This is a genomic window from Streptococcus macedonicus ACA-DC 198 (genome assembly GCA_000283635.1).
In the GTDB taxonomy this organism is placed as follows: Bacteria; Bacillota; Bacilli; order Lactobacillales; family Streptococcaceae; genus Streptococcus; species Streptococcus macedonicus.
On sequence record HE613569.1, the window covers coordinates 416,008 to 440,069 of the forward strand.

The following is a 24,062-nucleotide window of genomic DNA, read 5'->3' on the forward strand; positions in this document are numbered from 1 at the left end:
AACGTAAACCAAAACTGTTTTAAAGGAGGTAACAATGTCAATTTCAAATGCAGAATGGGAAATCATGCGTGTTGTTTGGACGAAAGAGGAAACAACTAGCAGCCAGATTTTGGAAATTCTCGAGCAAAAGACAGACTGGACAGCCTCAACCGTTAAAACATTGTTGAAACGACTAGTGGATAAAGGCTATTTAGCAACACAGAAATCGGGCAAATCATTTCTTTATTCAGCACTTGTTTCTGAAGAAGAAGCTATTAATCGACAAGCCGATGAGCTTTTTGATAAATTTTGTCAGCGCAAGCATACTGCAATTATCAAACATCTCGTGGAAACAACGCTGATGACAATGGCAGATATTAACGACTTGCAAGCTCTGCTATTGTCCAAAAAAGAAGAGGCACTTGAAGAAGTGCCGTGCAATTGCATCCCTGGGCAATGTCGCTGTAAAGATCATTTGAGTGCTTAGGGTTAGATTGGAAAGGAAAATAAATGGCAAAAGAAGAAGTTTTTGTCATTGATGGAATGACCTGCGCAACTTGTGCTTTAACGATTGAAAATGCTGTTAAAAAATTAGACCATGTTGACTCCGCTGTTGTCAATCTAACAACGGAGAAATTGACGGTGAATTATAATCCTGACTTAGTCAGTGAAAAAGAAATTGAAAAAGAAATTGAAAAAGCAGTAGCAGATGCAGGTTATAGCGCCAGCATTTTTGACCCGACAATGGCAAAGAGTCAATCAAAGCGTCAAAGTGAAGCCACACAGAATATGTGGCATAAGTTTCTTTTATCAGCTTTGTTTGCGATACCGCTCCTCTATATTTCTATGGGAAGTATGGTGGGGCTTTGGGTGCCAGAAATCATCAGCATGTCAGCTCACCCATTGAACTTTGCTTTGATTCAGCTGATTTTGACGCTTCCTGTCATGTATTTTGGACGTGGTTTTTATGTCAATGGCTTCCGCTCATTGTTTAAAGGGCATCCTAATATGGACTCGTTGGTTGCTTTGGCAACAACGGCTGCCTTCGTTTACAGCCTTTACGGTGTTTATCATATTATACTGGGGCATAGCCACCACGCGCATATGCTGTATTTTGAATCAGTTGCGGTAATTTTGACCTTAATCATTCTCGGGAAATACTTTGAAACGCTGTCAAAAGGTCGCACGTCAGATGCCATTCAAAAATTGGTGAAATTATCAGCAAAAGAAGCAACGGTTATCCGTGACGGTGTGGAACAAGCTGTTGCGATTGAGGATGTGCGCGTTGGAGACCTTATTTTAGTAAAACCTGGGGGAAAAATCCCTGTTGACGGTAGTGTGGTTTCAGGGCACTCGGCGATTGATGAGTCAATGTTGACAGGGGAAAGTATCCCAGTTGAGAAAGCCACAGAGGATAAGGTTTATGGTGCTTCAATCAATGGACAAGGGGCGCTAACCATTCGTGCTGAAAAAGTCGGTGATGAAACCTTGCTCGCCCAAATTATTAAATTGGTTGAGGATGCGCAGCAGACCAAAGCACCGATTGCGAAAATTGCGGATAAGGTAGCAGGTGTTTTTGTTCCAACTGTTATCGTGATTGCGCTTGTCACCTTCATTTTCTGGTACTTGATTATGGGACAAACCTTTGTCTTTGCTCTCCAAGTTACCATTGCGGTTCTTGTCATTGCTTGTCCTTGTGCGCTTGGTCTTGCCACACCGACAGCGATTATGGTCGGAACTGGTCGCGGTGCTGAAAATGGTATCCTCTATAAACGCGGTGATACCCTTGAAAATGCTCACCACCTCGATACCATTGTCTTTGATAAAACAGGGACTATCACCCAAGGCAAACCACAAGTTGTTAATATTTTTGCTTACCAAGGCGATAAAGATAAGCTTCTTGCACAAGTTGCCTCAATCGAGAAATTGTCAGAACACCCTCTTAGTCAAGCCATTGTGGAAAAAGCATCCGCAGATAAGTTAGCTTTGACAGAGGTCACAAACTTTAAGTCCTTAACAGGATTTGGCTTGCAGGCTGATATTGACGGACAAACAGTTTACGTCGGAAACCGCAAGTTAATGGAAAAATATCAGGTTGACTTGACCGCTAGTCAAGAAGCGGTGCTGGCTGTGACTCAAAAAGGACAAACACCGATTTACATCTCGGCAAATGCACAACTACTAGGACTTATCACCGTAGCTGATTTGCTAAAAGCAGACAGTAAAGAAACCGTCGCTAAATTGCAAGAAAAAGGCATTGAGGTTGTCATGCTGACAGGCGACAATAGCAAGACAGCACAAGCTATTGCTAAACAAGCTGGTATCAAAAATGTTATTAGCGAGGTCCTACCAGACCAGAAATCGCAAGCCATTCAGGATTTGCAAAGTCAAGGAAAAATGGTTGCCATGGTTGGTGACGGGATAAATGACGCACCCGCTTTAGCGGTAGCGGATATTGGTATCGCTGTCGGTTCTGGGACAGACATTGCTATTGAATCAGCAGATATTATTCTCATGAAAGCAGAAATCTCAGATGTTCTGAAAGCCTTGAGCATTAGTCGTTTAACGATTAAAATTATCAAGGAAAATCTTTTCTGGGCATTTATCTACAATATCTTAGCAATTCCTGTCGCTATGGGTGTATTATACCTATTTGGTGGACCTCTGTTAAATCCAATGATTGCAGGACTTGCCATGGGATTTAGCTCAGTTTCAGTCGTCCTCAATGCCCTTCGCCTAAAATATATTAAACTGAATTAATGATAAACAAAGGAGTTTCACATGGAAAAAACGTATGAAGTTACTGGCATGAAATGCCAAGGTTGTGTCAAAACAGTGACAGAAAAATTGTCAGCTGTTCGTGGCGTTGAAAAAGTGGTTGTTGATTTGGATAAAAAACAAGCAACCGTCACAGGAAATCCTTTCAAGCTCTCCCTAAAACGAGCACTCAAGGGAACAAAATTCACACTTGGAAAAGAAATTTAAAAGAATTTCAAAAATCAAAAAAACAGACTCAGTGCTGTTTTTTTTTGCGTTAAAAATGATAAACTAGTCTAGTAAGAAAAAAATGAATTTGGAACGAAAATGACAATAGATGTTTGGGATATTTTAAGTATTATCGGAACGATTGCTTTTGCACTTTCAGGAGCTATTGTTGCCATGGAAGAAGATTTTGACATTCTAGGATTGTTTATCTTAGGATTTGTAACAGCTTTTGGTGGTGGTGCCATTCGTAATCTTTTGATAGGATTGCCCATTAGTGCGCTTTGGTCACAAGGTCAAGCATTTTATTTTGCCTTGGTTGCTATGCTATTTATCATGGTATTTCCAAATCTCATTACTCATAAAGGTTGGAGAAAGGCAGAAGTGTTGACGGATGCTATCGGGTTAGCGGCGTTTAGCGTGCAAGGAGCTATGTATGCGGTGAAATTGCATCAACCCTTGAGTGCAGTCATTGTTGCGGCAGTTTTGACTGGTGCAGGTGGCGGTATTGTTCGTGATGTTTTAGCAGGGCGAAAACCTGGGGTGTTACGAAGCGAAGTTTATGCAGGTTGGTCAATTTTAGCAGCGCTAGCGATTTACTTTAAAATCGTCCATAACGATTCGGGTTATTATTTGCTTGTTTTGATTCTGACCATCTTACGTATGATAGATTACTGGCGTCAATGGCATTTGCCAAAAATTAAACGGAAGGTCACTTAGAAATGATTAAATTAATTGCAATTGATTTAGACGGAACTTTACTGAATTCAGATAAAAAAATTCCTGATGAAAATGTCAAAGCTATTCAAGAAGCTGCTAAAGCAGGTGTGAAAATTGTTCTTTGTACAGGACGACCAAAATCAGGAATTCTGCCTTATTTTGAACGACTTGGCTTGACTGATGAAGAATACATTATTATGAATAATGGCTGCAGCATTTACAATACTAAGAATTGGGAGCTTGTCAGTTATGCCCAAGTTAATAATGATGAATTGGACAAATTAGACCAAGTGTTAGCAGACTATCCAGAGGTTTGCTTGACATTGACAGGCGAAAAACATTATTATGCCGTTGGAAGCGAAGTGCCAGAATTGGTTCAATACGATGCAGGGCTTGTTTTCGATACAGCTAAAGCTGTTAGCATTGATGAACTGAAAGCTAGTTCAGAAATTATCTTCCAAGCCATGTATATGGCAAGAGCGCCTTATTTGGACCCATTCCAAGAAGCCAAAGAAAGTGCCTTGGCAGCTGAATTTAGCGTGGTGCGCAGTCAAGAATACATCTTTGAAGCTATGCCGAAAGGTTATACAAAAGCTACGGCTCTTAAAGCTTTGTCAGAAAAACTTGGCTTTACTCCAGCAGAAGTAATGGCAATCGGTGACGCTGCTAATGACATTGAAATGCTAGAATTTGCTGATAACAGTGTTGCCATGGGAAATGCGACTGACGAAGTCAAAGCGCTTTGCCGCTACGAAACAACAACCAACGACCAAGCAGGCGTAGCCCAAGCCATTTACGATTATGTGTTGAAATAATTATCAGATAACAAACAAAACTCCGACCAAATTTGATCGGATTTTTTTCTTCTTATAAGAAAAGTGGTAAACCAATAGCGGCTACTTCTTCGGCAGGAATTCGCATATCGTCGGCTACCCAGTTTGAGAGTACCGAGATAATGGCATTGCTCCAGAAAGAATTAGTGTAGCGAGAATCATGCTTTTTCTTGAAACGTTGATAAGCTTTTAAGCGTTTAGAAACGATACTTGTCAATAGCTTTTCAAGGTGTTGTTCAAAAATCATTCGTAAAACGTTGGCTTCCTTTTTCGCCTCCGTCAATATGAAAAGCCACGCTTGGGAGAGTTGTGTCTTTAAATTAAAATTTTTGATGCCTCGAAAAATACGGCGAACAATTTGCGTTAAAATAGATTCAAGAATGGCTTCTTTAGATTTGTAATTTCGATAGAAAGCATTACGTGAAACGCCAGCTTTAGCGACAAGTTCAGAAATCGTAATTTGATTTAGTGGTTTCTTTTCAAGAAGAAGAAGTAAAAGCGCAGTTTCAAGTGATTCACGCGTTAATTTTCGTGACTCCTTGTTGGACACCTGCAAATTTTGCAAGGATTTTTGTGAAATTGTTTTTTCCGTCATGACAAAATCCTCTCACTTGTGACGTCTGATTGTTTTTGATAGCTAAGATAAAGGCTCTAATGATATAATTTTAGGAGAAAATAGTTTGTTTGTCAAATAATATCAAAATCAAAAGAAATGGAGGAAAAGAGATTTGACTTGGAAAATTGTGACAGATTCTGGCTGTGATATTAAACATATCGAAGTTATCGCAGACCACACAGAATTTCAAAATGTCCCTCTAACAATACAGATTGGCTCAGAAATCTTTGTGGATGATGAAGGGTTAGATGTCGATAATATGGTGGCAAGTATGTATGCAAGTCCTACATCATCAAAATCAAGTTGCCCAAGCCCAGATGCCTTCTTACAAGCCTACCAAGGCGCTGAAAATGTCATTGCTATTACGATTACAGGAAATTTATCAGGAAGTCAAAACAGCGCTCAAGTGGCTAAAAATATGCTTCTTGAAGAACACCCAAATGTTAATATTCATGTGATTGACTCACTATCTGCAGGCGGTGAAATTGACTTGATTGTTTTAGAGTTAAACCGTCTAATTGCTAAAGGTCTCAGCTTTGATGAGGTGGTCGAAGCGATTACTGCTTACCAAGCTAAGAGTAAATTACTCTTTATTCTTGCTCGTGTGGATAACTTGGTGAAAAATGGTCGCTTGAGCAAATTGATTGGTAAAGTTATCGGACTTCTTAACATTCGTATGGTCGGAAAAGCTAGTGACGAAGGGACTTTAGAGCTTCTTCACAAGGCAAGAGGTCAGAAAAAAGCTGTTCAAGCAACAATCGATGAAATGTTCAAAGAAGGTTATCAAGGTGGCAAAGTCATGATTACTCACGCCAACAATGAAAAAGCTTGCCAACAGCTAAGTGATAAAATCAAAGAGAAGTACCCTCAAGCCGATATCACATTTATCAAAGCTTCAGGACTTTGTAGCTTCTATGGTGAAGATGGTGGTATCTTATTAGGATACGAAACAAAATAAACGTCAAAACACCCAAGATGAATATCAGTCTTGGGTGTTTTGTGTATGATGATTTAAGCCACTGTATTTTTTAATAGCAATAAGTGTTGTAATTGTGATGACCACGTCCATAACTAAAGCAGGATAGGATTTAATGGTGAAGTCGTATAAAGACCAAAGTAGCATATTCTCAACCGTTACCCAGCGAAGCCATTGTACCCTATCAGTCAAAAAAGAAACGATAGTATAAGATACTGATGAAATCAAAGGTAAACAGCCGATTAATCCTAAATTATTGACATGAATGCCTAATGTTACTTGAATGATAACGAGGAGAACAGTTGTATAAATTGAATCCCATTTCTTAATCATGAGCGTATTTCGAATGATAGAAATACTGATAGAAACAGCTCCCGTATAGCCACCCAACAAAAAATTGGCAACCATGGTAAAGAAATAATCAGACAGTTGCCAACTCAACATGCTTTTCTTAGTTTTGGCAAAAGATGAGATTGCTAAACAAGTTGCGCCAATGGCTGAAAAGACAAGGCCGATTGACATAATGATTAATATCCGTAAGAATCGCTATTAGTGACAGTCGAATCAGAATAAGTATTATCGTAAGTGCTGTATATTGAATCACCTGAAGTAGTATTGCTTTGTGTAGTTGCTACTGCGATAGCATTAGAAACAGCATCCAGACGAGCCTGAAGTTGGTCTTTAACGGTTTCATTTGTTAGAACATCAATTGCTGCTTGTGCCGCAGTGACATTTGCGCTTGTTTGTTCAGATTCTGCCGTTGCAACAGCTGTTTCCGCATTGCTTTCATTGGTTACTTCAGCAGAGACAGCATCCAATTGTGATTGTAATTCTGTTTTTTTACTTTCATTAGAAAGTTTATTAATGGCTGCTTGGGCATTGGTAATAGCTTCTGCCGTAGGATTGGCTTGTGCTTTTGCGAGCAATGCTTCTGCGTTAGCTTCTAGATCTTCTTCGCTAGTAGATGATGAAGATGAGACAGCAGTAGTTGTTTGTGAACTTGATGTGCTGGCATAATTGTTACCAAAGATTAGGTAAATACCCGCTCCAAAAGCAATTAAAATAATGATAAGTATGAGATAAGTAACTTCACTTCTTGAGGTTTTCATGAAAGCTCCTTTTCCTTTTTATAAAATTAGATACTACTTCAATAACGTAGCGTTATTCGATAAGTCAAATAATGTTAAACTTCTGTGATTAACAGAGCATCTCTCTATATTATAACATAGAAATGACAGCACATTAATTTTTTTCGACATTCTCCTAAAAATTTACGCTAATTTAACCTAAAACGATTATACTGACAAAAAGGAAATTTCAAAAAATAATCGATTATTAAGAAATCAGTTTTTATCATTTTATAAAAAGAACAAAAAATACTGTTTGCTTACTTTTAATACATTAAAATGGAATTATCGACTTTTTACGATAAAAATTATAATATTTGAGGATAAAACCGTGTCAGTAAGTTGGCAAGAAAGTGTTTTTAATTTTTTGGAGATCTAGGGCTCTTTCTCTTCAGTATTAAATACATGGGAGACGGTTTACAACAGGCTGCTGGAGATAGACTTCGTTATTATATTGATAAATATACGAGTAATCCTTTTCTAGGAATACTTGTTGGTTTAGCCATGTCAGCTTTAATCCAATCAAGTTCAGGAGTGACGGTTATTACTGTTGGGCTTGTGTCAGCGGGACTTTTGAACCTTCGACAAGCAATTGGAATCGTCATGGGTGCCAATATTGGAACAACGGTAACATCATTTTTAATTGGGTTTAATCTAGGAGATTATGCATTGCCGATGATTTTTGTTGGTGCTACCTTGTTGTTCTTTACATCACGTCGAAGCTTGGAAGCTTGAATAACATTGGACGTATTATTTTTAGTGTTGGGGGAATTTTCTTTGCACTCAATATAATGAGTGATGCAATGGAGCCTTTAAAATCTGTTTCAGCTTTTCAAGATTACCTAGCAACCTTGGGGGATAAGCCAATTATGGGAGTTCTGACAGAGACAGGATGAACCATGCTTATTCAATCATCAGCTGCCATTATTGGGATTTTACAGGGCTTGTATGCTGGTAATTTGCTTGACCTTCAAGGAGCGATTCCGATTCTTCTAGGAAGTAACATTGGGACGTGTATCATAGCTGTTTTGGCATCAATTGGTTCGAATATAGCAGCTAAATGTGTGGCAGCTGCCCATGTCCTTTTGAATGTGATTGAAACTGTGCTGTTTATGGTTCTTCTTTTACCATTTACAAGCTTAATGGAATGGATGCAATCAAGCCTTGATTTAACACCAGCGATGACTTTAGCCTTTGCCCACGGCACATTTAATATCGCTAAGACCATTCTCTTGTTCCCATTCATTGGAACACTGGCTTATAGAACACTGGCTTATAATTGTGACTAAACTAATTCCTGGACAAGACGAAGCAGCGAAATACGAAGCAATCTATCTCGACAAAATTTTGTTGAAACAAGCACCAGCTATCGCACTCGGAAATGCTAAAAAAGAACTTATTCATTTGGGGGCTTATGCAACACAAGCCTTTGAAGCGGCATTTTTATTTGTAGAAACGAGTAATGAAAAATACGCTGATAAGACGCAAAAATTTGAAGATACGTTTAATAATCTCGATGAAGAATTGACCAAATACCTCATTGAGTTATCAAGTGACGACCAATTGAATCAGCATGAAAGTGAGATTCTCTCAAGTCTTTTAGATCCATCACGTGATTTGGAACGTATTGGTGACCATAGTATTGGTTTTGTTCGTTTGATGGAACACAATATTTCAAAAGACATTACGTTTTCACCAGCGGCAGTTAAGGAAATCGACCAACTTTACCATGAAACGCATCGTATGATTTTGGATGCTTTAAAGGTTGTTATTGATAATGATCGTGAATTGGCTGACGAATTGGTGGAACGTCATAAAGATATTGTGCATTTGGAACGTCGTATTCGTAAGAATCACATCAAACGCATGAATAATGGTGAATGTACACCGTTGGCAGGTATTAACTTTATTGACCTCATCACACCATGCACACGCATTACTGACCACGCTTTAAACTTAGTTAAAAAAGTCATTGAAGACTAAATTTAGATTATATAGTAAATAGAAACTGGAATTCTTCCAAGTTTCTATTTTTTGCCAAAAAAGTCAAATAAATTTGGTATATACCATTTACAAAAATAATCATTTGGCATATAATATAAATGAATGGAGGCGGTTAAAAATGACAAAGTATATTAAAGCAGACGAATTTTATTATCCTTACCAAGTAAAAAAAACTGGTTATCTTGCTGTCGAGGGAGATACTTTTGGAGACTGGCAAGCAGAAGTACCAAGCGATGCTGACATCATTGATTATACGGGTTACAGCATTGCTCCTGGTTTAGTTGACACTCATATTCACGGTTTTGCTGGTGCTGATGTTATGGATAACAGCAAAGAAGCTCTGGAAACCATGAGTCATGCCCTTTTAGGAGCAGGAGTGACTAGCTTTTTACCAACTGGTTTGACAGCGTCATTTGAAACTTTAGATGATATTTGTCGTACGGCAGCTGATTTTGCAGGTCAAGAAAGCGGTGCACGTATTCAAGGGCTTTTCTTTGAAGGACCATATTTTACGGAAAAATACAAAGGGGCTCAAAATCCTTCGTATATGCGTAATCCGTCAATTGTTGAACTAGACCAATGGTTGGAAAGTTCAAAAGGTTTGTTAAGAAAAATTGCTTTGGCACCAGAACGTGATGATGTGGCTGATTTTATTAATCATGCTAAGGAAAAAAATGTGATTGTTGCTTTAGGGCATTCTGATGCGACTTATGAACAAGCAGCAAATGCTGTGGAAGCTGGTGCTTCAGTTTGGGTTCATGCCTATAATGGTATGCGTGGACTTAACCACCGTGAACCGGGTATGGTTGGTGCGGTTTATGAACTCCCAAATACCTATGCTGAATTAATCTGTGACGGACATCACGTTCATCCGTCAGCGTGTGATATTTTAATGCACCAAAAAAATTATGACCACGTTGCCTTGATTACGGACTGCATGAGCGCAGGCGGTCTCAAAGATGGTGATTATATGCTTGGCGAATACCCTGTTACTGTCGAAAAAGGAACAGCACGTTTGAAATCAAATGGTGCTCTTGCGGGTTCAATTCTCCAACTAAAAGATGCCGTGAAAAATGTTGTTAATTGGGGAATCGCTTCAAAAGCACAAGCTATTAGTATGGCAAGCCTTATTCCTGCTATCTCTGTTGGTATTGATAATAAATGCGGACAAATCAAAAAAGGACATCAAGCTGATTTTATCGTCCTTGATAAAGAACTTGATTTACAAGCAACTTACTTAGGTGGCGAAAAAGTTTGGAACGCCTAAACGTGAAAGTTTGAGATGAACAATATTGGGATTTTAGTTTTGGGTAAATGAAAAAATTTTTGAGCTTATCTCGCTTTTAAATTTTGAATGATGAAATGAGTGAAAACAAGATTTCAGTTATTAGTTTTTTGTTTGAACCTAGACACTCCAAGTCATTTGTGCTAAAATACTCTTTAAAGAGAGAAAGTCTCATGGTGTTTCTTAGCGAGTCCGAGGTGGTGGAAGTCGGATGAAACTGAAGTGAGTCGCTGGCGCTTTCGCTTAGCAAGGCTAAGTTAAAATCAGATAAACGAAGTAATAAAATAGGGTGGAACCGCGTTTTAACGCCCCTTATGAGATATCATATGGGTGTGTTGGTGGTTTTTTATTATGAAAAAACGTTAGCCTCCAAGATACGTCGCAAAAATTAGTTATTAAAATAAGGAGTAGATACATGTCTAAAAAATTGACGTTTTACCTAGGCAATGTCAGTAATCTCCTCATTTTAATTGGCAGTCGTCGAACTGACAAATGGCCATCGCTATGGCGACTTGCCTAGCCTATGTGCTAGTCAGATTGTTCAAAAATAATCGTTTTGCCCAATCTGACGTCGCAAATCAAGTTACTAAAATAAGGAGTAAATACATGTCTAAAAAATTGACGTTTCAAGAAATTATTTTGATTTTGCAACAATTTTGGAATGACCAAGGTTGTATGTTGATGCAAGCTTATGACAATGAAAAAGGTGCTGGTACAATGAGTCCTTACACTTTCCTTCGTGCCATTGGTCCAGAACCATGGAATGCGGCTTATGTTGAACCATCACGTCGTCCAGCTGACGGTCGTTACGGTGAAAATCCTAACCGTCTTTACCAACATCACCAATTCCAAGTGGTTATGAAACCATCACCATCAAACATTCAAGAACTTTACCTTGAATCATTGGAAAAATTAGGAATTAATCCCCTAAAACACGACATTCGTTTCGTTGAAGATAACTGGGAGAACCCATCAACTGGTTCAGCTGGTCTTGGTTGGGAAGTTTGGCTTGATGGTATGGAAATCACTCAATTTACTTACTTCCAACAAGTTGGTGGTTTGCAAACAGGTCCTGTAACATCAGAAGTTACTTACGGTCTTGAACGTTTGGCATCTTACATTCAAGAAGTGGATTCTGTCTATGATATTGAATGGGCACCAGGTGTTAAATATGGTGAAATCTTCCTTCAACCAGAATTTGAACACTCAAAATATTCATTTGAAATTTCTAATCAAGATATGCTTCTTGAAAACTTTGAAAAATTTGAAGCAGAAGCAAAACGTTGCTTGGATGAACACCTCGTACACCCAGCTTATGACTACGTTTTGAAATGTTCACACACTTTCAACTTGCTTGATGCGTGTGGTGCGGTTTCTGTAACAGAACGTGCTGGTTACATCGCTCGTATTCGTAACTTGGCTCGTGTCGTTGCCAAAACATTTGTGGCAGAACGTAAACGCCTTGGTTACCCATTGCTTGATGAAGCAACACGTGAAAAATTATTGAAGGAGGATGCTGAATAATGGCTAAAAATTTACTTGTAGAACTTGGTTTAGAAGAATTACCAGCTTACGTGGTTACTCCAAGTGAAAAACAACTTGGCGATCGTATGGCAGCATTTTTGAACGAAAAACGTTTGGCATTTGAAGGCATTCAAACTTTCTCTACACCACGTCGTTTGGCTGTTCGTGTGACTGGTCTTGCTGATGCGCAAACTGATTTAACAGAAGATTTTAAAGGTCCTTCTAAGAAAATCGCATTGGACGCTGACGGGAACTTCACAAAAGCGGCTCAAGGATTTGTCCGTGGTAAAGGGTTGACAACTGACGATATTGAATTTCGCGAAGTTAAAGGCGAAGAGTATGTTTACGTTACAAAACACGAAGCAGGAAAAGCTGCCAAAGAAGTGCTTGTTGACATTCCAGAAATCTTATCAGCAATGACTTTCCCAGTAAACATGCACTGGGCAAATAACACATTTGAATACATCCGTCCTGTTCATACATTGACTGTTCTTCTTGATGATGAAGCTCTTGACCTTGATTTTTTGGATATTCATTCAGGTCGTGTTAGCCGTGGACACCGTTTCCTTGGTCATGAAACAGAAATTGCTAGCGCTGATTCATACGAAGAAGATTTGCGTAGAGTCTTTGTTATCGCCAACGCTAAAGAACGTCAAGACATGATTGTTAACCAAATCAGAGACATTGAAAAAGCACAAAACGTCCAAGTTGAAATCGATGACGAATTGCTTAACGAAGTCCTTAACTTAGTTGAATACCCAACTGCTTTCATGGGAAGCTTTGATACGAAATATCTTGAAGTACCAGAAGAAGTGCTTGTCACATCAATGAAAAACCACCAACGTTACTTTGTTGTCCGTGACCAAGCTGGTAAATTAATGCCAAACTTCATCTCGGTTCGTAATGGTAATGCTGAGTACCTTGAAAATGTCATTAAAGGTAATGAAAAAGTGCTCGTGGCTCGTTTGGAAGACGGTGAATTCTTCTGGCGTGAAGACCAAAAACTTAAAATTGCTGACCTTGTGGCAAAACTTGACAACGTTACATTCCACGAAAAAATCGGTTCACTTTCTGAACATATGAAACGCAGCAAAGTAATTGCAGCTTACCTTGCCGAAAAAGCTGGCGCTTCTGCCGCAGAAAGCAAAGCTCTTGCTCGTGCTGCTGAAATTTATAAATTCGACTTATTGACTGGTATGGTTGGTGAATTTGATGAATTGCAAGGTATCATGGGTGAAAAATATGCTCTTCTTGCAGGCGAAGATGCCGCAGTAGCCACAGCTATTCGTGAACACTACCTTCCAAATTCAGCTGACGGTGACCTTCCAGAAACTAAAGTTGGTGCTCTTTTGGCACTTGCTGATAAATTGGATACTATCTTGTCATTCTTCTCAGTTGGCTTGATTCCATCAGGTTCAAATGACCCATATGCTCTTCGTCGTGCAACAGCTGGTGTTGTTCGTATTATGGATGCCTTTGGTTTGAAAATTCCAATGGATAAATTGATTGACAACCTTTACGCCTTGTCATTTGATAGCTTGACTTATGAACACAAAGCAGAAGTTATGGATTTCATCCGTGCGCGTGTTGAAAAAATGATGAGCAAATCAGTTTCTAAAGATATTAAAGAAGCTGTTCTTGCTGGTTCAAACTTTGTTGTAGCTGAAATGCTTGAAGCTGCTGATGCTCTTATTGAAGTAAGCAAAGCTGCTGATTATAAAGCCGCCGTTGAAAGTCTTTCACGTGTATTCAATCTTGCTGAAAAAGCACCAGCTGACGTGACTGTGGATGCAAGCTTGTTGGAAAATGATGAAGAAAAAGCTTTGGCACAAGCTGCAGCAGAATTGAACTTGTCAGGTAGCGCTAGTGATAAATTGGCACAATTGTTCGCTTTAAGCCCAGTTATCGACAAATTCTTTGACAATACCATGGTAATGGTGGATAATGAAGCTGTTAAAAACAATCGCTTGGCTATCCTTGCTGAATTGACTGCAAAAGCTAGCAGCGTAGCAGCATTTAACAAATTGAATACCAAATAAGAAGTGGCATTTCGCTTGCCGCTCCTGACACAGTTGGTTAAAATTTTGCTAATGACTGCTAAGTTAGCATTGTCATTTTAGAGGCGTAGTAGCTAATTGATTTTCTGATTTGGTAAATTATAAGAAAGGAAAAAGCGTGTAGAATCTATGGATTTTATATGTTTGGTGAGTCTTACTCATGAATGAAAAAAAGATTCAACGCATTAATGAACTTGCGCGTAAGAAAAAAACAGTTGGTTTGACAGGTGCTGAAAAAGTTGAACAAGCAGAGCTTCGCAAAGAGTACATTGAAGGGTACCGTCGCTCACTTCTTCACCATATCGCAGGGATTAAACTTGTTGATGACGAAGGAAATGATGTGACACCAGAAAAACTAAAACAACTTCAACGCGAACGTGGTTTGCATGGCAGAAGCCTTGACGACCCAAATTCGTAAGATAGGAATCCCAGTCAGTAATGACTGGGATTTTTGTGTACAATGAAAAGGAAAAATGTCCATTTTAAAGTGGACACTAAAAGGAGTTTGTTATAATTAGAAAACGCATACAATAATAAGTATGAAAGGAAAATGAAGATGAATAAAAAACAATTACAATTTGATAGATTGCTAGCAGTATTGCATCAGAATTCAGATTATATCACGGCAAAATCTTTATCCAAACAATTGAATTTATCTGAAAAAATGGTTTATCGTCTTGTAAAGGAAATAAATTAAAACTATTTTCCTGATGAACTTATCATAAAAAAGAGAGGACGTGGTTTTAAACTTAATAGACTTAAAAATTATGCTACTTTAGTAAATTCTAAGCAAAATGATTTTACACCAGCTAGTAGGCAACTTCAAATTTTTGAGAGATTGTTAACGATATCACCTAAAAAATTACTTATATATGACTTAGCACAAGAGTATTATGTCAGTGATTCCGTTATTATGAAGGATAAAATCGAGATTCAAAAGCGACTCAATCCCTTTCATTTAAAAATCTCAACTCGGACAGGCTATATTTTTATAACAGGTTCAGAATTGGATATTCGTAGAGCATTAGCGGATTTGGTACCAACGTTTAGCATGATTGATATTGACAATTTGTCTAATACTACTAACCAAAGTCATTTTGATTTAGAGCTTGCTAAAATTATTTTGGAAGAATTTGACCAAATTGAGACGGATTTCAGGCAAGGTTACCATACCCATACAATGTTAATATTTTTTCTCATCTTTACATTATGCTTGAACGGTTAAAAATTTCTAGTCGTAAAATCCCTAACGCAGAAGTAGTGGATATCAAGATGACAGATTATGATGACTTAATTCTCAAAGAAAGTAAAAAGATTATAAATGATATTGGGAATCGTTTAGGGAGGAGCATTGATGATTTAGAAATTAATTATCTCTATCAATACTTGTATTCGTCAAGATTTCAACTTAGTACACATCAGCAAAAAATTGAATTTTCAACGCGTGTTGTTTCTGTAACAAAATTTTATTTTAAAAAGATGGAAATGACAAAGTCAGAGTCAATAAATGAACAATCTCCTATGTTTATTGATTTGGCAAACCATATCAGTCCGTTTGTCGGACGTTTGGAAGACATCGGCACAGATGCTTACCAATTGATTTCAGATTTGCGAGAAATCATTGCAACTAGCATTCGTAATACAGTTCATGTTGAGAACGTTGCGAAATGAGGTACTCATATTGCTACCATTCCAGATGCTTTTTTGATAAAATGACCAAACATCCTTTGACGACAAGCGGTATTAAAAACTTTACTAAAGACTGGGAAACGTTTAAAAATAAAGTCGAATAATAATTTATTTTAAAAACTCCAATTATTTATGATATAATAGAATCCGAACAATAATACTATAAGTCCTTAAAAACAGAAAGGTTTCACTCATGACATTTGATGCTATTGATCAGTTGGCAGTCAATACTGTCCGTACGCTCTCAATTGATGCCATTCAGGCAGCTAATTCAGGTCACCCTGGTCTTCCAATGGGAGCTGCACCTATGGCTTATGTTCTTTGGAATCATGTAATGAATGTTAATCCGAAGACCAGCCGCTCTTGGTCTAACCGAGATCGTTTTGTACTATCTGCAGGACATGGTTCTGCCCTTTTATACAGCCTTCTTCATCTATCAGGTTACAATGTTAGCATTGATGATTTGAAGAATTTCCGTCAATGGGGTTCAAAAACACCAGGTCACCCAGAAGTCAATCATACAGACGGTGTTGAAGCTACAACTGGACCTCTTGGCCAAGGGATTGCCAATGCTGTTGGTATGGCAATGGCAGAAGCTCACTTAGCAGCTAAATTTAACAAACCAGGATTTAATATCGTTGACCACTACACTTATGTTTTGCATGGTGACGGTTGCTTGATGGAAGGTGTCAGTCAAGAAGCTGCCAGCCTTGCTGGACATCTTAAACTTGGCAAATTAGTCCTTCTTTACGATTCAAACGACATTTCACTTGACGGTTCAACATCAAAAGCTTTCACAGAAGATATCAAAGGTAAATTTGAAGCTTACGGTTGGCAACACATTTTGGTTGAAGATGGTAATGACCTCGAAGCGATTGCTAAAGCTATCGAAGAAGCAAAAGCTGAAACTGAAAAACCATCTATTATCGAAGTGAAAACAATCATTGGTTTCGGTGCTGAAAAACAAGGAACATCAGCTGTTCACGGTGCCCCTCTTGGCGTTGATGGCATTGCTTACGCTAAAAAATCTTACGGTTGGGAATATCCAGAATTCACAGTACCAGAAGAGGTGGCTAAACGCTTTGAAGTTGGTATCAAATTCCGTGGTGAAGCTGCTGAAAATGCATGGGATGCTAAATTCCGTGAATACGAAGCTGCTTATCCAGAATTAGCCGCTGAATACAAAGCAGCATTCGCTAACAAACCAGTTGACGTGACACTTGAAGATTTCGAAATCGGTACAAGCCTTGCTAGCCGTTCATCAAGTCAACAAGCTATCCAACAAATCTCAGCACAAGTGCCATCATTCTGGGGTGGTTCAGCTGACCTTTCTGCATCAAACAATACAATGGTCAAAGTAGAATCTGATTTCCAACCAGACAACTACTCTGGTCGTAATATTTGGTTTGGTGTGCGTGAATTTGCCATGGCAGCTGCCATGAACGGTATTGCTCTTCATGGTGGTACTCGTGTTTACGGTGGTACATTCTTCGTATTCTCAAACTACCTTCTTCCAGCTGTTCGTATGGCTGCTCTTCAACAATTACCCACGGTTTATGTCATGACGCATGATTCAATCGCTGTCGGTGAAGACGGACCAACTCACGAACCAGTTGAACAATTGGCTAGCGTTCGTTCTATGCCTAACCTTAACGTTATCCGTCCTGCTGACGGTAACGAAACAAATGCTGCATGGAAACGTGCTCTTGCTGAAACTGATCGTCCAACAATGCTCATCTTGACACGTCAAAATCTTCCTGTCCTTGAAGGGACAAAAGAATTGGCAGCAGAAGGTGTTAATAAAGGTGCTTATATCCTTTCAGAAGCAAAAGGTGACCTTGACGGTATCCTTATTGCAACAGGTTCTGAAGTGAAGTTGGCGCTTGATACGCAAGCTGCTTTGGAAGCAAAAGGTGTTCATGTTCGTGTGGTTTCAATGCCAGCACAAAACATCTTTGACGAACAAGACGCTGCTTATAAAGAAAGCATTCTTCCAGCTAACGTCACAAAACGTTTGGCTATCGAAGCTGGTTCAAGCTTTGGTTGGGGGAAATACGTTGGTCTCGAAGGTAAAACTCTTACAATCGATACTTGGGGCGCATCTGCACCAGGCAATAAAATCTTTGAAGAATACGGCTTCACAGTTGATAACGCTGTAAATCTTTACGAATCATTATAATTAATAACTAACTGAACTCTCCTTGTTTTCAAGGAGGGTTTTTATAATTATTTGACAAATGATAGCTGAAAAGGTAAGATATAATAAAAATATTTTTGTGTTACTTTAATGGTACAAATAAAATTTTAGGGGATTTTATGGAAGAGAAGTACAGTGAATTATACAAAGCAATTAGGAATGCTTATGAAGATATGACCATTCGTCAAGATAATGATTTGTCAAAAATCTTACTTTCTGCGTCAAATGAGGTGATTAGGTCTGGAGATGCTGGGTTAAGCGCTCTTCACCTTGACCGTCAGTTAAATCTGTATAGTACAAGGCATGATTTTTCGCTACTAAAGGGGGCAAAATCATTGAAACAGTTGACACAGGAATTTGCTGCGGATTACCGAAAGAGCAAAGAAGTTTCAAAATGGATAAAACCATTGTTAGGAGAGTAGGGAAAGGAGATACAGATGATTCGATTTGATCATGTTTCAAAGTTGTATGGTGATAAGGAAGCACTAAGTGATGTCAATATGACCATTGCTAATGGCGAAATTTTTGGCTTGATTGGGCATAATGGTGCAGGAAAAACAACGATGATTAGCATTTTAACGTCAATCATTGAAGCGAGCTATGGTGAGGTATATGTTGATGAGTTAGCTCTTTCTGAGCATCGTGATGACATCAAAAAACGCATTGGTTACGTGCCTGATTCGCCTGATATTTTTCTGAATTTAACGGCGATAGAATACTGGCATTTTTTAGCTAAAATTTATGACGTTGATGATAAGCTCACTGATGAACGGATTGAACGATTGTCACATTTGTTTGATATTGCGGAGAATATCAATGATTTGATTGATAGTTTTTCACACGGTATGCGTCAAAAAGTAATTCTTATTGGTGCTCTGATATCAAATCCAGATATTTGGATTTTAGATGAACCTTTGACAGGGCTTGACCCACAAGCATCTTTTGATTTGAAAGAAATGATGAAAGAGCACGCGCGTGGTGGTAATACGGTTCTTTTCTCAACACATGTTCTTGCTGTTGCAGAGCAACTTTGTGACCGTATTGGAATTTTAAAAAATGGCAAGTTGATTTTTATCGGAACCTTAGATGACTTAAAAGCTAATCACCCTGATAAAGATTTGGAAACAATCTATCTTGAATTAGCAGGGCGTAAAGCGCAAGAGGAGGGATAGGCGTATGAATTGGTCAACAGTTTGGGAGTTAACCAAGATTAATATCCTCTATTCTAGCCCACAGTCTGTCACGGCGGCAAAGCGAAAACAAGAACGTAAACCAAGCAAAGGTTTTTCGGCTTATAAGAGTGTGATGCGCCAGCAAATTCTCCTCAGCCTTTTGTTTGCGGTCATTTACATTTCTATGTATGCTAACATTGATTTTCGTTATTTCCCAGGGTATTTCTCTTTTTACATAGCGATTTTCTTTATCATGGCAACTCTAAATGCTTTTTCAGCCATGTATAGCATTTTTTATGAGAGCGATGATGTTCGTCTTTATGCACATTTGCCGATTAAATCGAGTGAACTTTATATGGCAAAAGTTATTTCCAGTTTTGGTATGGGCATTACATTTTTAATGCCACTTTTGTCCTTGTTTTTTATCGCTTACTGGCAAATAGCAGGGATTGTACTAGCGATTCCGTTGACAATTATCCTCTTTTTTGTTCTGTTTGCGGCTATGATTTTGTTGGCACTTTATCTTAATAGTTTTGTGGGAAAAATCATTCTTCGAAGTCAGCACCGAAAAATCGTCTCGACTGTTCTCATGTCTATTTCAACGATTGGGGCAGTCGGTGCCATTCTTTACATGAATGTTATCAACAGTCAGAACATGACTTATGATGATAATGTTGCCTTTGCAGACCATACTGTTTTACCATATTTTCGTGGTTTTTATGACGTGGTAAAAGCACCATTTCAATCAGCGACTGTTCTTAATTTTTGGCTACCTTTGTTAGTGTTGATGATTTTAACAGTTGGGGTTGTCAAATGGTTGATGCCAACGTATTACAAAGAAGTTCTTTATGCTAAGCCTAAATCTAAGCCAAAACAAAAAGCATCGTCAGCATCTCAAAAAGCGTTGAAAGGTAAATTGTTGAAAACGATGATGATTCGTCACCATATGTCAACGTTACAAAATGCAACCTTGCTGACACAAACTTATCTATTGCCTTTGATTTATGTGGTGATTTTTATCACACCGAGTGTGACAAATGGGGTTAGTTTGGCTGAAGTACCGAATGATTATTTTGGTGTGGCAATGCTTATCGGAATTGTTTTGGGAAGTTTTTGTAGCACGCCAAACTCATTTGTTGGGGTTGGGATTTCATTAGAAAAAGAAAATCTGACGTTCTTTAAAGCTCTACCAATCAATTTTAAGGATTTTCTTGTTCAAAAATTTTTAACGCTGGTAGGACTTCAAGCACTTGTTCCAGCTATCGTTTATTTATTAGTGGGCTTGTTTGTCTTAAAAGCACCGCTAGTGTTGATCATTTTCTTTATCCTAGGACTTCTTGCGAGTATCTTGCTTCAGGGACAACTTATGTATCACCGTGATTTTAAATTTCTTGATTTAAAATGGCAAGATGTGACCCAACTTTTTAACCGTCACGCAGGACAATGGCTGACTCTCGCTATTATCCTAATCGCCTTAGTAGTAGGTGGAAGTCTGGGGGCAGGCACATTTTTACTCGGAGTACTACTCAAAGATGTTCTGTTGGCAAATGTTTTGTTTGCAATATTGGCTGTTTTGATAGGAATCGCTTTTCAAATAGTGATTTACCACACATTTTGGAAAAAGTTATAAAAAACTCTCCTAAAGGGTATTGTGTTAAAAATCCCATTGATTTCGTAATAAAGCTAATAAAAACAGTTCCTCGGACTGTTTTTTAGTGTATAATAGGCATATGAAACGAAATTTTGAAACTGTTAATCGAATTGTTATAAAAATTGGGACAAGCTCACTTGTCATGCCAAATGGCAAAATTAATCTTGAAAAAATTGACCAACTAGCTTTTGTTATCTCTAGCTTGATGAATAAAGGAAAAGATGTTATTTTGGTGTCATCTGGTGCCATGGGTTTTGGGCTCAATGTGTTAAATATGGACAAACGTCCGACAGAAATTGCACGTCAACAGGCGGTGTCAAGTGTTGGGCAGGTTGCTATGATGAGCCTTTATTCTCAAATCTTTTCGCATTATCAGACAGAAGTTAGTCAGCTGTTGATTACACGTGATGTTATTGAATATCCTGAAAGCTTAGAAAATTTCACTAATGCCTTTGAAATGTTATTAACAATGAGAATTGTGCCAATCGTTAACGAAAACGATGCTATTAGCGTTGATGAAATGGATCACACAACAAAATTTGGTGATAATGACCGACTTTCAGCGATTGTAGCTAAGGTAACCAAAGCAGATTTGTTAATCATGTTATCAGATATTGACGGACTTTACGATAAAAATCCAAATATCTATGATGATGCCAAACTTCACGAACACGTTACTGAAATTACGGACGAAATCATTAAATCAGCGGGCGGTGCTGGAAGTAAATTTGGCACGGGAGGCATGCTCAGCAAGATTAAGAGTGCTCAAATGATTTTTGACAATAACAGTCAGATGATTTTGATGAACGGTGCAAATCCGCGTGATATTTTAAAAGCTTTAGAAGGTGCTAATATTGGAACGTGGTTTTCACAAGTGAATTAAAAGGAGGATCAAAGATGGGCTATATTGATGAATTAGGCAAAAATGCTAAAGTAGCTAGCCAAAGTTTGGTAAAGCTTGGAACTGCTGAAAAAAATCAGATTTTAGGACAAGTTGCTGATGCTTTACTTGCAGAGACAGACTATATTTTGGCTGAAAATGCACGTGATGTTGACCAAGCACAGGAAAATGGTATTTCGCCTGTTATGGTTGACCGTTTGCGTCTAGATGCTAAGCGTATTGAGGGGATTGTTGAGGGCGTCCGTCAAGTTGCGGATTTGCAAGACCCGATTGGTCAGGTTGTCCGTGGTTATACCAATCTTGATGGCTTGAAAATCGTTCAAAAACGTGTACCACTTGGCGTGATTGCTATGATTTTTGAAAGCCGTCCAAATGTATCTGTTGATGCTTTCAGCCTTGCTTTTAAAACAAGTAATGCTATTATTTTGCGTGGTGGTCGCGATGCCATTCATTCTAATACAGCCCTTGTGACGGTTATCCGAAAAGCTCTTACTAAAGCAGGTGTAAATGAAAACGTCGTTCAGCTTGTTGAGGATACTAGCCATTCCGTTGCTGAAGAATTAATGCAAGCTGTTGATTATGTTGATGTTCTTATTCCACGTGGTGGAGCTCGTTTAATTCAAACGGTCAAAGAAAAATCAAAAGTTCCTGTTATTGAAACAGGTGTCGGAAATGTTCATATTTACGTTGATGATTCGGCTGACCTTGATATGGCAACGAAGATTGTGATTAATGCTAAAACGCAACGTCCAAGTGTTTGTAATGCTGCAGAAAGCTTGCTTGTTCACAAAGCGGTAGCAAAAATATTCTTACCACAGTTAGAAGAAGCAATCGCAAAAGTTCATGCTGTTGAATTTCGTGCAGATGATAAAGCGCTAGCTATTTTCAAAAATGCAGTAGCAGCCACAGATGAGGATTACGGTACAGAATTTTCAGATTATGTCATGTCTGTCAAAGTGGTTGACTCTGTTGATGACGCTATTGATTGGGTGAATCGTTACACGACTCATCATTCAGAAGCTATTATCACCAAAGACCTTGAACACGCTGAACGTTTCCAAGATGAAGTGGATGCGGCTGCGGTTTATGTCAATGCCTCAACACGCTTCACAGACGGTTTTGTCTTTGGATTGGGTGCAGAAATTGGCATTTCAACACAAAAAATGCATGCGCGTGGTCCAATGGGCTTGGAAGCTTTGACAAGTACAAAATTTTACATTAATGGTAAAGGACAAATTCGAGAATAATTGATTTTTGCTTACTGCTTGTCCTTATACAGATGGTAGCCTTTACAATAAAAAATATTACCAAAAGCTTGATATTATCAGCTTTTGGTTTTTGTATTTCTGGTGGAGGTTTTAAGGAAGAATCTTATGATTTATGATATAATGAAAAGTATGACAACAGATTTTCATCATATTACAGTGCTTCTACATGAAACCGTTGATATGCTTGATATCAAGCCTGATGGTGTCTATGTAGATGCAACGCTTGGTGGGGCAGGGCACAGTGAGTACCTGCTTTCTAAGCTTGGACCGACTGGTCATCTTTACGCGTTTGACCAAGACCAGACGGCTATTGATAATGCACAAATTCGTTTAAAAGACTATATTGAAAAAGGACAAGTCACTTTTATCAAGGATAATTTCAGAAACCTAGCTTCCAATTTGGCGTCTCATGGTGTGACTGAAATTGATGGTATTTTGTATGACCTTGGGGTGTCAAGCCCACAATTGGATGAGCGTGAGCGTGGCTTTTCGTATAAAAAAGACGCGCCTTTAGACATGCGTATGAACCGTGACCAAGACTTGTCAGCTTATGATGTGGTTAACACTTATGATTATCATGACTTGGTTCGTATTTTTTTCAAGTATGGCGAGGACAAGTTCTCAAAACAAATTGCACGTAAAATTGAGCAGGCGCGAAAAGTTAAGTCGATTGAGACAACGACAGAATTAGCAGAAATCATTAAATCTGCTAAGCCTGCTAAGGAACTCAAGAAAAAAGGACATCCTGCGAAGCAGATTTTCCAAGCCATTCGTATTGAAGTCAATGATGAACTCGGTGCGGCAGATGAGTCTATCCAACAAGCTATTGAGTTATTGGCAGTTGATGGGCGCATTTCAGTGATTACTTTCCATTCTTTGGAAGACCGTTTGACAAAACAGTTATTCAAAGAAGCTTCTACCGTAGATGTGCCGAAAGGGTTGCCTTTTATTCCTGAGGATATGCAACCTAAGCTTGCTTTGGTTAATCGAAAACCTATTTTGCCAAGCGAAGAAGAGTTAGAAGTCAATAATCGTTCTCACTCAGCCAAGCTCCGTGTGGCTAGAAAGGTTTGTAAATAAT

General features: G+C 38.5%; 22 protein-coding genes and 3 pseudogenes. 22 read left to right on the forward strand and 3 right to left on the reverse strand.

Features of this window, described 5'->3' with window-relative positions:
- Positions 1-34 precede the first annotated feature (34 nt).
- The 5 genes from SMA_RS02240 to SMA_RS02260 all read left to right on the forward strand — a co-directional run bounded on the left by SMA_RS02240 (position 35) and on the right by SMA_RS02260 (position 4,496).
- Positions 35-466: a CopY/TcrY family copper transport repressor gene (locus tag SMA_RS02240; RefSeq protein WP_014294019.1), complete on the forward strand. Its 432-nt coding sequence runs from the start codon at positions 35-37 to the stop codon at positions 464-466.
- A gap of 23 nt (positions 467-489) precedes the next feature.
- Positions 490-2,739, forward strand: coding sequence for a heavy metal translocating P-type ATPase (locus SMA_RS02245; RefSeq protein WP_014294020.1), 2,250 nt, complete (start codon positions 490-492; stop codon positions 2,737-2,739).
- 21 nt (positions 2,740-2,760) lie between these two features.
- A complete protein-coding gene (locus SMA_RS02250) occupies positions 2,761-2,964 on the forward strand; it encodes a heavy-metal-associated domain-containing protein (protein ID WP_003063427.1) in 204 nt (67 codons plus the stop codon).
- A 99-nt stretch (positions 2,965-3,063) separates the two neighbouring features.
- Entirely contained in the window at positions 3,064-3,681 is a 618-nt protein-coding gene (locus SMA_RS02255) for a trimeric intracellular cation channel family protein (RefSeq protein WP_014294021.1), read from the forward strand.
- A 2-nt stretch (positions 3,682-3,683) separates the two neighbouring features.
- The gene (locus SMA_RS02260; protein WP_012961437.1) at positions 3,684-4,496 is read left to right on the forward strand and encodes a Cof-type HAD-IIB family hydrolase; all 813 of its coding nucleotides are present in this window, start codon (positions 3,684-3,686) and stop codon (positions 4,494-4,496) included.
- Positions 4,497-4,548: 52 nt separating this feature from the next.
- On the opposite strand, the gene SMA_RS02265 is transcribed toward SMA_RS02260, so the two are convergent.
- Positions 4,549-5,109 (reverse strand): TetR/AcrR family transcriptional regulator, encoded by a 561-nt coding sequence (locus tag SMA_RS02265; RefSeq protein WP_014294022.1) that lies wholly within the window; start codon positions 5,107-5,109, stop codon positions 4,549-4,551.
- A gap of 133 nt (positions 5,110-5,242) precedes the next feature.
- Here SMA_RS02265 and SMA_RS02270 point away from each other — a divergent pair, with 133 nt between their 5' ends.
- On the forward strand, positions 5,243-6,088 hold the full coding sequence (locus SMA_RS02270) for a DegV family protein (protein WP_014294023.1): 846 nt from the start codon (positions 5,243-5,245) through the stop codon (positions 6,086-6,088).
- 24 nt (positions 6,089-6,112) lie between these two features.
- Here the strand turns inward: SMA_RS02270 and SMA_RS02275 are convergent, their stop codons facing one another.
- Positions 6,113-6,628: a YgjV family protein gene (locus SMA_RS02275; protein WP_014294024.1), complete on the reverse strand. Its 516-nt coding sequence runs from the start codon at positions 6,626-6,628 to the stop codon at positions 6,113-6,115.
- Between the two features lie 5 nt (positions 6,629-6,633).
- Complete coding sequence (locus SMA_RS02280; RefSeq protein ID WP_014294025.1) at positions 6,634-7,215, reverse strand: GA-like domain-containing protein; 582 nt, start codon at positions 7,213-7,215, stop codon at positions 6,634-6,636.
- A 349-nt stretch (positions 7,216-7,564) separates the two neighbouring features.
- Between SMA_RS02280 and SMA_RS02285 the strand changes: the two are divergent.
- The 16 genes and pseudogenes from SMA_RS02285 (at position 7,565) to rsmH (ending at position 24,061) form a co-directional block, all read left to right on the forward strand.
- Positions 7,565-9,216, forward strand: a pseudogene (locus SMA_RS02285) (Na/Pi cotransporter family protein).
- A gap of 139 nt (positions 9,217-9,355) precedes the next feature.
- Positions 9,356-10,504 (forward strand): N-acetylglucosamine-6-phosphate deacetylase, encoded by a 1,149-nt coding sequence (gene nagA, locus SMA_RS02290; protein WP_014294026.1) that lies wholly within the window; start codon positions 9,356-9,358, stop codon positions 10,502-10,504.
- A gap of 624 nt (positions 10,505-11,128) precedes the next feature.
- Positions 11,129-12,046, forward strand: coding sequence for a glycine--tRNA ligase subunit alpha (gene glyQ / locus SMA_RS02295; protein ID WP_014294027.1), 918 nt, complete (start codon positions 11,129-11,131; stop codon positions 12,044-12,046).
- Positions 12,046-14,085 (forward strand): glycine--tRNA ligase subunit beta, encoded by a 2,040-nt coding sequence (gene glyS, locus SMA_RS02300; protein ID WP_014294028.1) that lies wholly within the window; start codon positions 12,046-12,048, stop codon positions 14,083-14,085. The genes glyQ and glyS overlap by 1 nt, the downstream gene beginning before the upstream one ends.
- Before the next feature lie 178 nt (positions 14,086-14,263).
- Entirely contained in the window at positions 14,264-14,521 is a 258-nt protein-coding gene (locus SMA_RS02305; RefSeq protein ID WP_014294029.1) for a DUF896 family protein, read from the forward strand.
- Positions 14,522-14,659: 138 nt separating this feature from the next.
- Positions 14,660-14,800, forward strand: a complete 141-nt coding sequence (locus SMA_RS11790) for an HTH domain-containing protein (protein WP_014294030.1) — start codon at positions 14,660-14,662, stop codon at positions 14,798-14,800.
- A gap of 141 nt (positions 14,801-14,941) precedes the next feature.
- Entirely contained in the window at positions 14,942-15,328 is a 387-nt protein-coding gene (locus SMA_RS11795) for a helix-turn-helix domain-containing protein (RefSeq protein ID WP_230937538.1), read from the forward strand.
- Positions 15,313-15,438 (forward strand): annotated as a pseudogene (locus SMA_RS11800) (hypothetical protein); the annotation flags it as partial. The gene SMA_RS11795 and the pseudogene SMA_RS11800, both read left to right, overlap by 16 nt.
- Positions 15,439-15,639: 201 nt before the next feature.
- A pseudogene (locus SMA_RS11805) lies at positions 15,640-15,896 on the forward strand (transaldolase family protein); the annotation flags it as partial.
- A gap of 89 nt (positions 15,897-15,985) precedes the next feature.
- Positions 15,986-17,971: a transketolase gene (tkt, locus tag SMA_RS02320; RefSeq protein WP_014294033.1), complete on the forward strand. Its 1,986-nt coding sequence runs from the start codon at positions 15,986-15,988 to the stop codon at positions 17,969-17,971.
- Positions 17,972-18,108: 137 nt separating this feature from the next.
- Positions 18,109-18,411 carry a bacteriocin immunity protein gene (locus SMA_RS02325; protein WP_014294034.1) on the forward strand — a complete coding sequence of 101 codons (303 nt, stop codon included), beginning with the start codon at positions 18,109-18,111 and terminating at the stop codon, positions 18,409-18,411.
- Between the two features lie 15 nt (positions 18,412-18,426).
- Entirely contained in the window at positions 18,427-19,161 is a 735-nt protein-coding gene (locus SMA_RS02330) for an ABC transporter ATP-binding protein (RefSeq protein WP_014294035.1), read from the forward strand.
- A gap of 4 nt (positions 19,162-19,165) precedes the next feature.
- Positions 19,166-20,791 (forward strand): hypothetical protein, encoded by a 1,626-nt coding sequence (locus tag SMA_RS02335; RefSeq protein WP_014294036.1) that lies wholly within the window; start codon positions 19,166-19,168, stop codon positions 20,789-20,791.
- Positions 20,792-20,891: 100 nt separating this feature from the next.
- A complete protein-coding gene (proB, locus tag SMA_RS02340; RefSeq protein ID WP_014294037.1) occupies positions 20,892-21,695 on the forward strand; it encodes a glutamate 5-kinase in 804 nt (267 codons plus the stop codon).
- A 14-nt stretch (positions 21,696-21,709) separates the two neighbouring features.
- Complete coding sequence (locus tag SMA_RS02345) at positions 21,710-22,960, forward strand: glutamate-5-semialdehyde dehydrogenase (protein ID WP_014294038.1); 1,251 nt, start codon at positions 21,710-21,712, stop codon at positions 22,958-22,960.
- Positions 22,961-23,110: 150 nt separating this feature from the next.
- Entirely contained in the window at positions 23,111-24,061 is a 951-nt protein-coding gene (rsmH, locus tag SMA_RS02350; protein WP_306473135.1) for a 16S rRNA (cytosine(1402)-N(4))-methyltransferase RsmH, read from the forward strand.
- The last annotated feature ends 1 nt before the right edge of the window (position 24,062 follow it).

Bases quoted from the DNA above. Each gene is read 5' to 3' on its own strand.
- SMA_RS02265 (WP_014294022.1), bottom strand. From the start codon at position 5,109: ATGACGGAAAAAACAATTTCACAAAAATCCTTGCAAAATTTGCAGGTG.
- SMA_RS02275 (WP_014294024.1), bottom strand. From the start codon at position 6,628: ATGTCAATCGGCCTTGTCTTTTCAGCCATTGGCGCAACTTGTTTAGCA.
- SMA_RS02325 (WP_014294034.1), top strand. From the start codon at position 18,109: ATGGAAGAGAAGTACAGTGAATTATACAAAGCAATTAGGAATGCTTAT.
- SMA_RS02245 (WP_014294020.1), top strand. From the start codon at position 490: ATGGCAAAAGAAGAAGTTTTTGTCATTGATGGAATGACCTGCGCAACT.
- nagA (WP_014294026.1), top strand. From the start codon at position 9,356: ATGACAAAGTATATTAAAGCAGACGAATTTTATTATCCTTACCAAGTA.
- glyS (WP_014294028.1), top strand. From the start codon at position 12,046: ATGGCTAAAAATTTACTTGTAGAACTTGGTTTAGAAGAATTACCAGCT.
- tkt (WP_014294033.1), top strand. From the start codon at position 15,986: ATGACATTTGATGCTATTGATCAGTTGGCAGTCAATACTGTCCGTACG.
- SMA_RS02240 (WP_014294019.1), top strand. From the start codon at position 35: ATGTCAATTTCAAATGCAGAATGGGAAATCATGCGTGTTGTTTGGACG.
- SMA_RS02260 (WP_012961437.1), top strand. From the start codon at position 3,684: ATGATTAAATTAATTGCAATTGATTTAGACGGAACTTTACTGAATTCA.
- SMA_RS02330 (WP_014294035.1), top strand. From the start codon at position 18,427: ATGATTCGATTTGATCATGTTTCAAAGTTGTATGGTGATAAGGAAGCA.
- SMA_RS11790 (WP_014294030.1), top strand. From the start codon at position 14,660: ATGAATAAAAAACAATTACAATTTGATAGATTGCTAGCAGTATTGCAT.
- SMA_RS02250 (WP_003063427.1), top strand. From the start codon at position 2,761: ATGGAAAAAACGTATGAAGTTACTGGCATGAAATGCCAAGGTTGTGTC.
- SMA_RS02255 (WP_014294021.1), top strand. From the start codon at position 3,064: ATGACAATAGATGTTTGGGATATTTTAAGTATTATCGGAACGATTGCT.
- SMA_RS02335 (WP_014294036.1), top strand. From the start codon at position 19,166: ATGAATTGGTCAACAGTTTGGGAGTTAACCAAGATTAATATCCTCTAT.
- rsmH (WP_306473135.1), top strand. From the start codon at position 23,111: ATGACAACAGATTTTCATCATATTACAGTGCTTCTACATGAAACCGTT.
- proB (WP_014294037.1), top strand. From the start codon at position 20,892: ATGAAACGAAATTTTGAAACTGTTAATCGAATTGTTATAAAAATTGGG.
- SMA_RS02280 (WP_014294025.1), bottom strand. From the start codon at position 7,215: ATGAAAACCTCAAGAAGTGAAGTTACTTATCTCATACTTATCATTATT.
- SMA_RS02345 (WP_014294038.1), top strand. From the start codon at position 21,710: ATGGGCTATATTGATGAATTAGGCAAAAATGCTAAAGTAGCTAGCCAA.
- glyQ (WP_014294027.1), top strand. From the start codon at position 11,129: ATGTCTAAAAAATTGACGTTTCAAGAAATTATTTTGATTTTGCAACAA.
- SMA_RS02305 (WP_014294029.1), top strand. From the start codon at position 14,264: ATGAATGAAAAAAAGATTCAACGCATTAATGAACTTGCGCGTAAGAAA.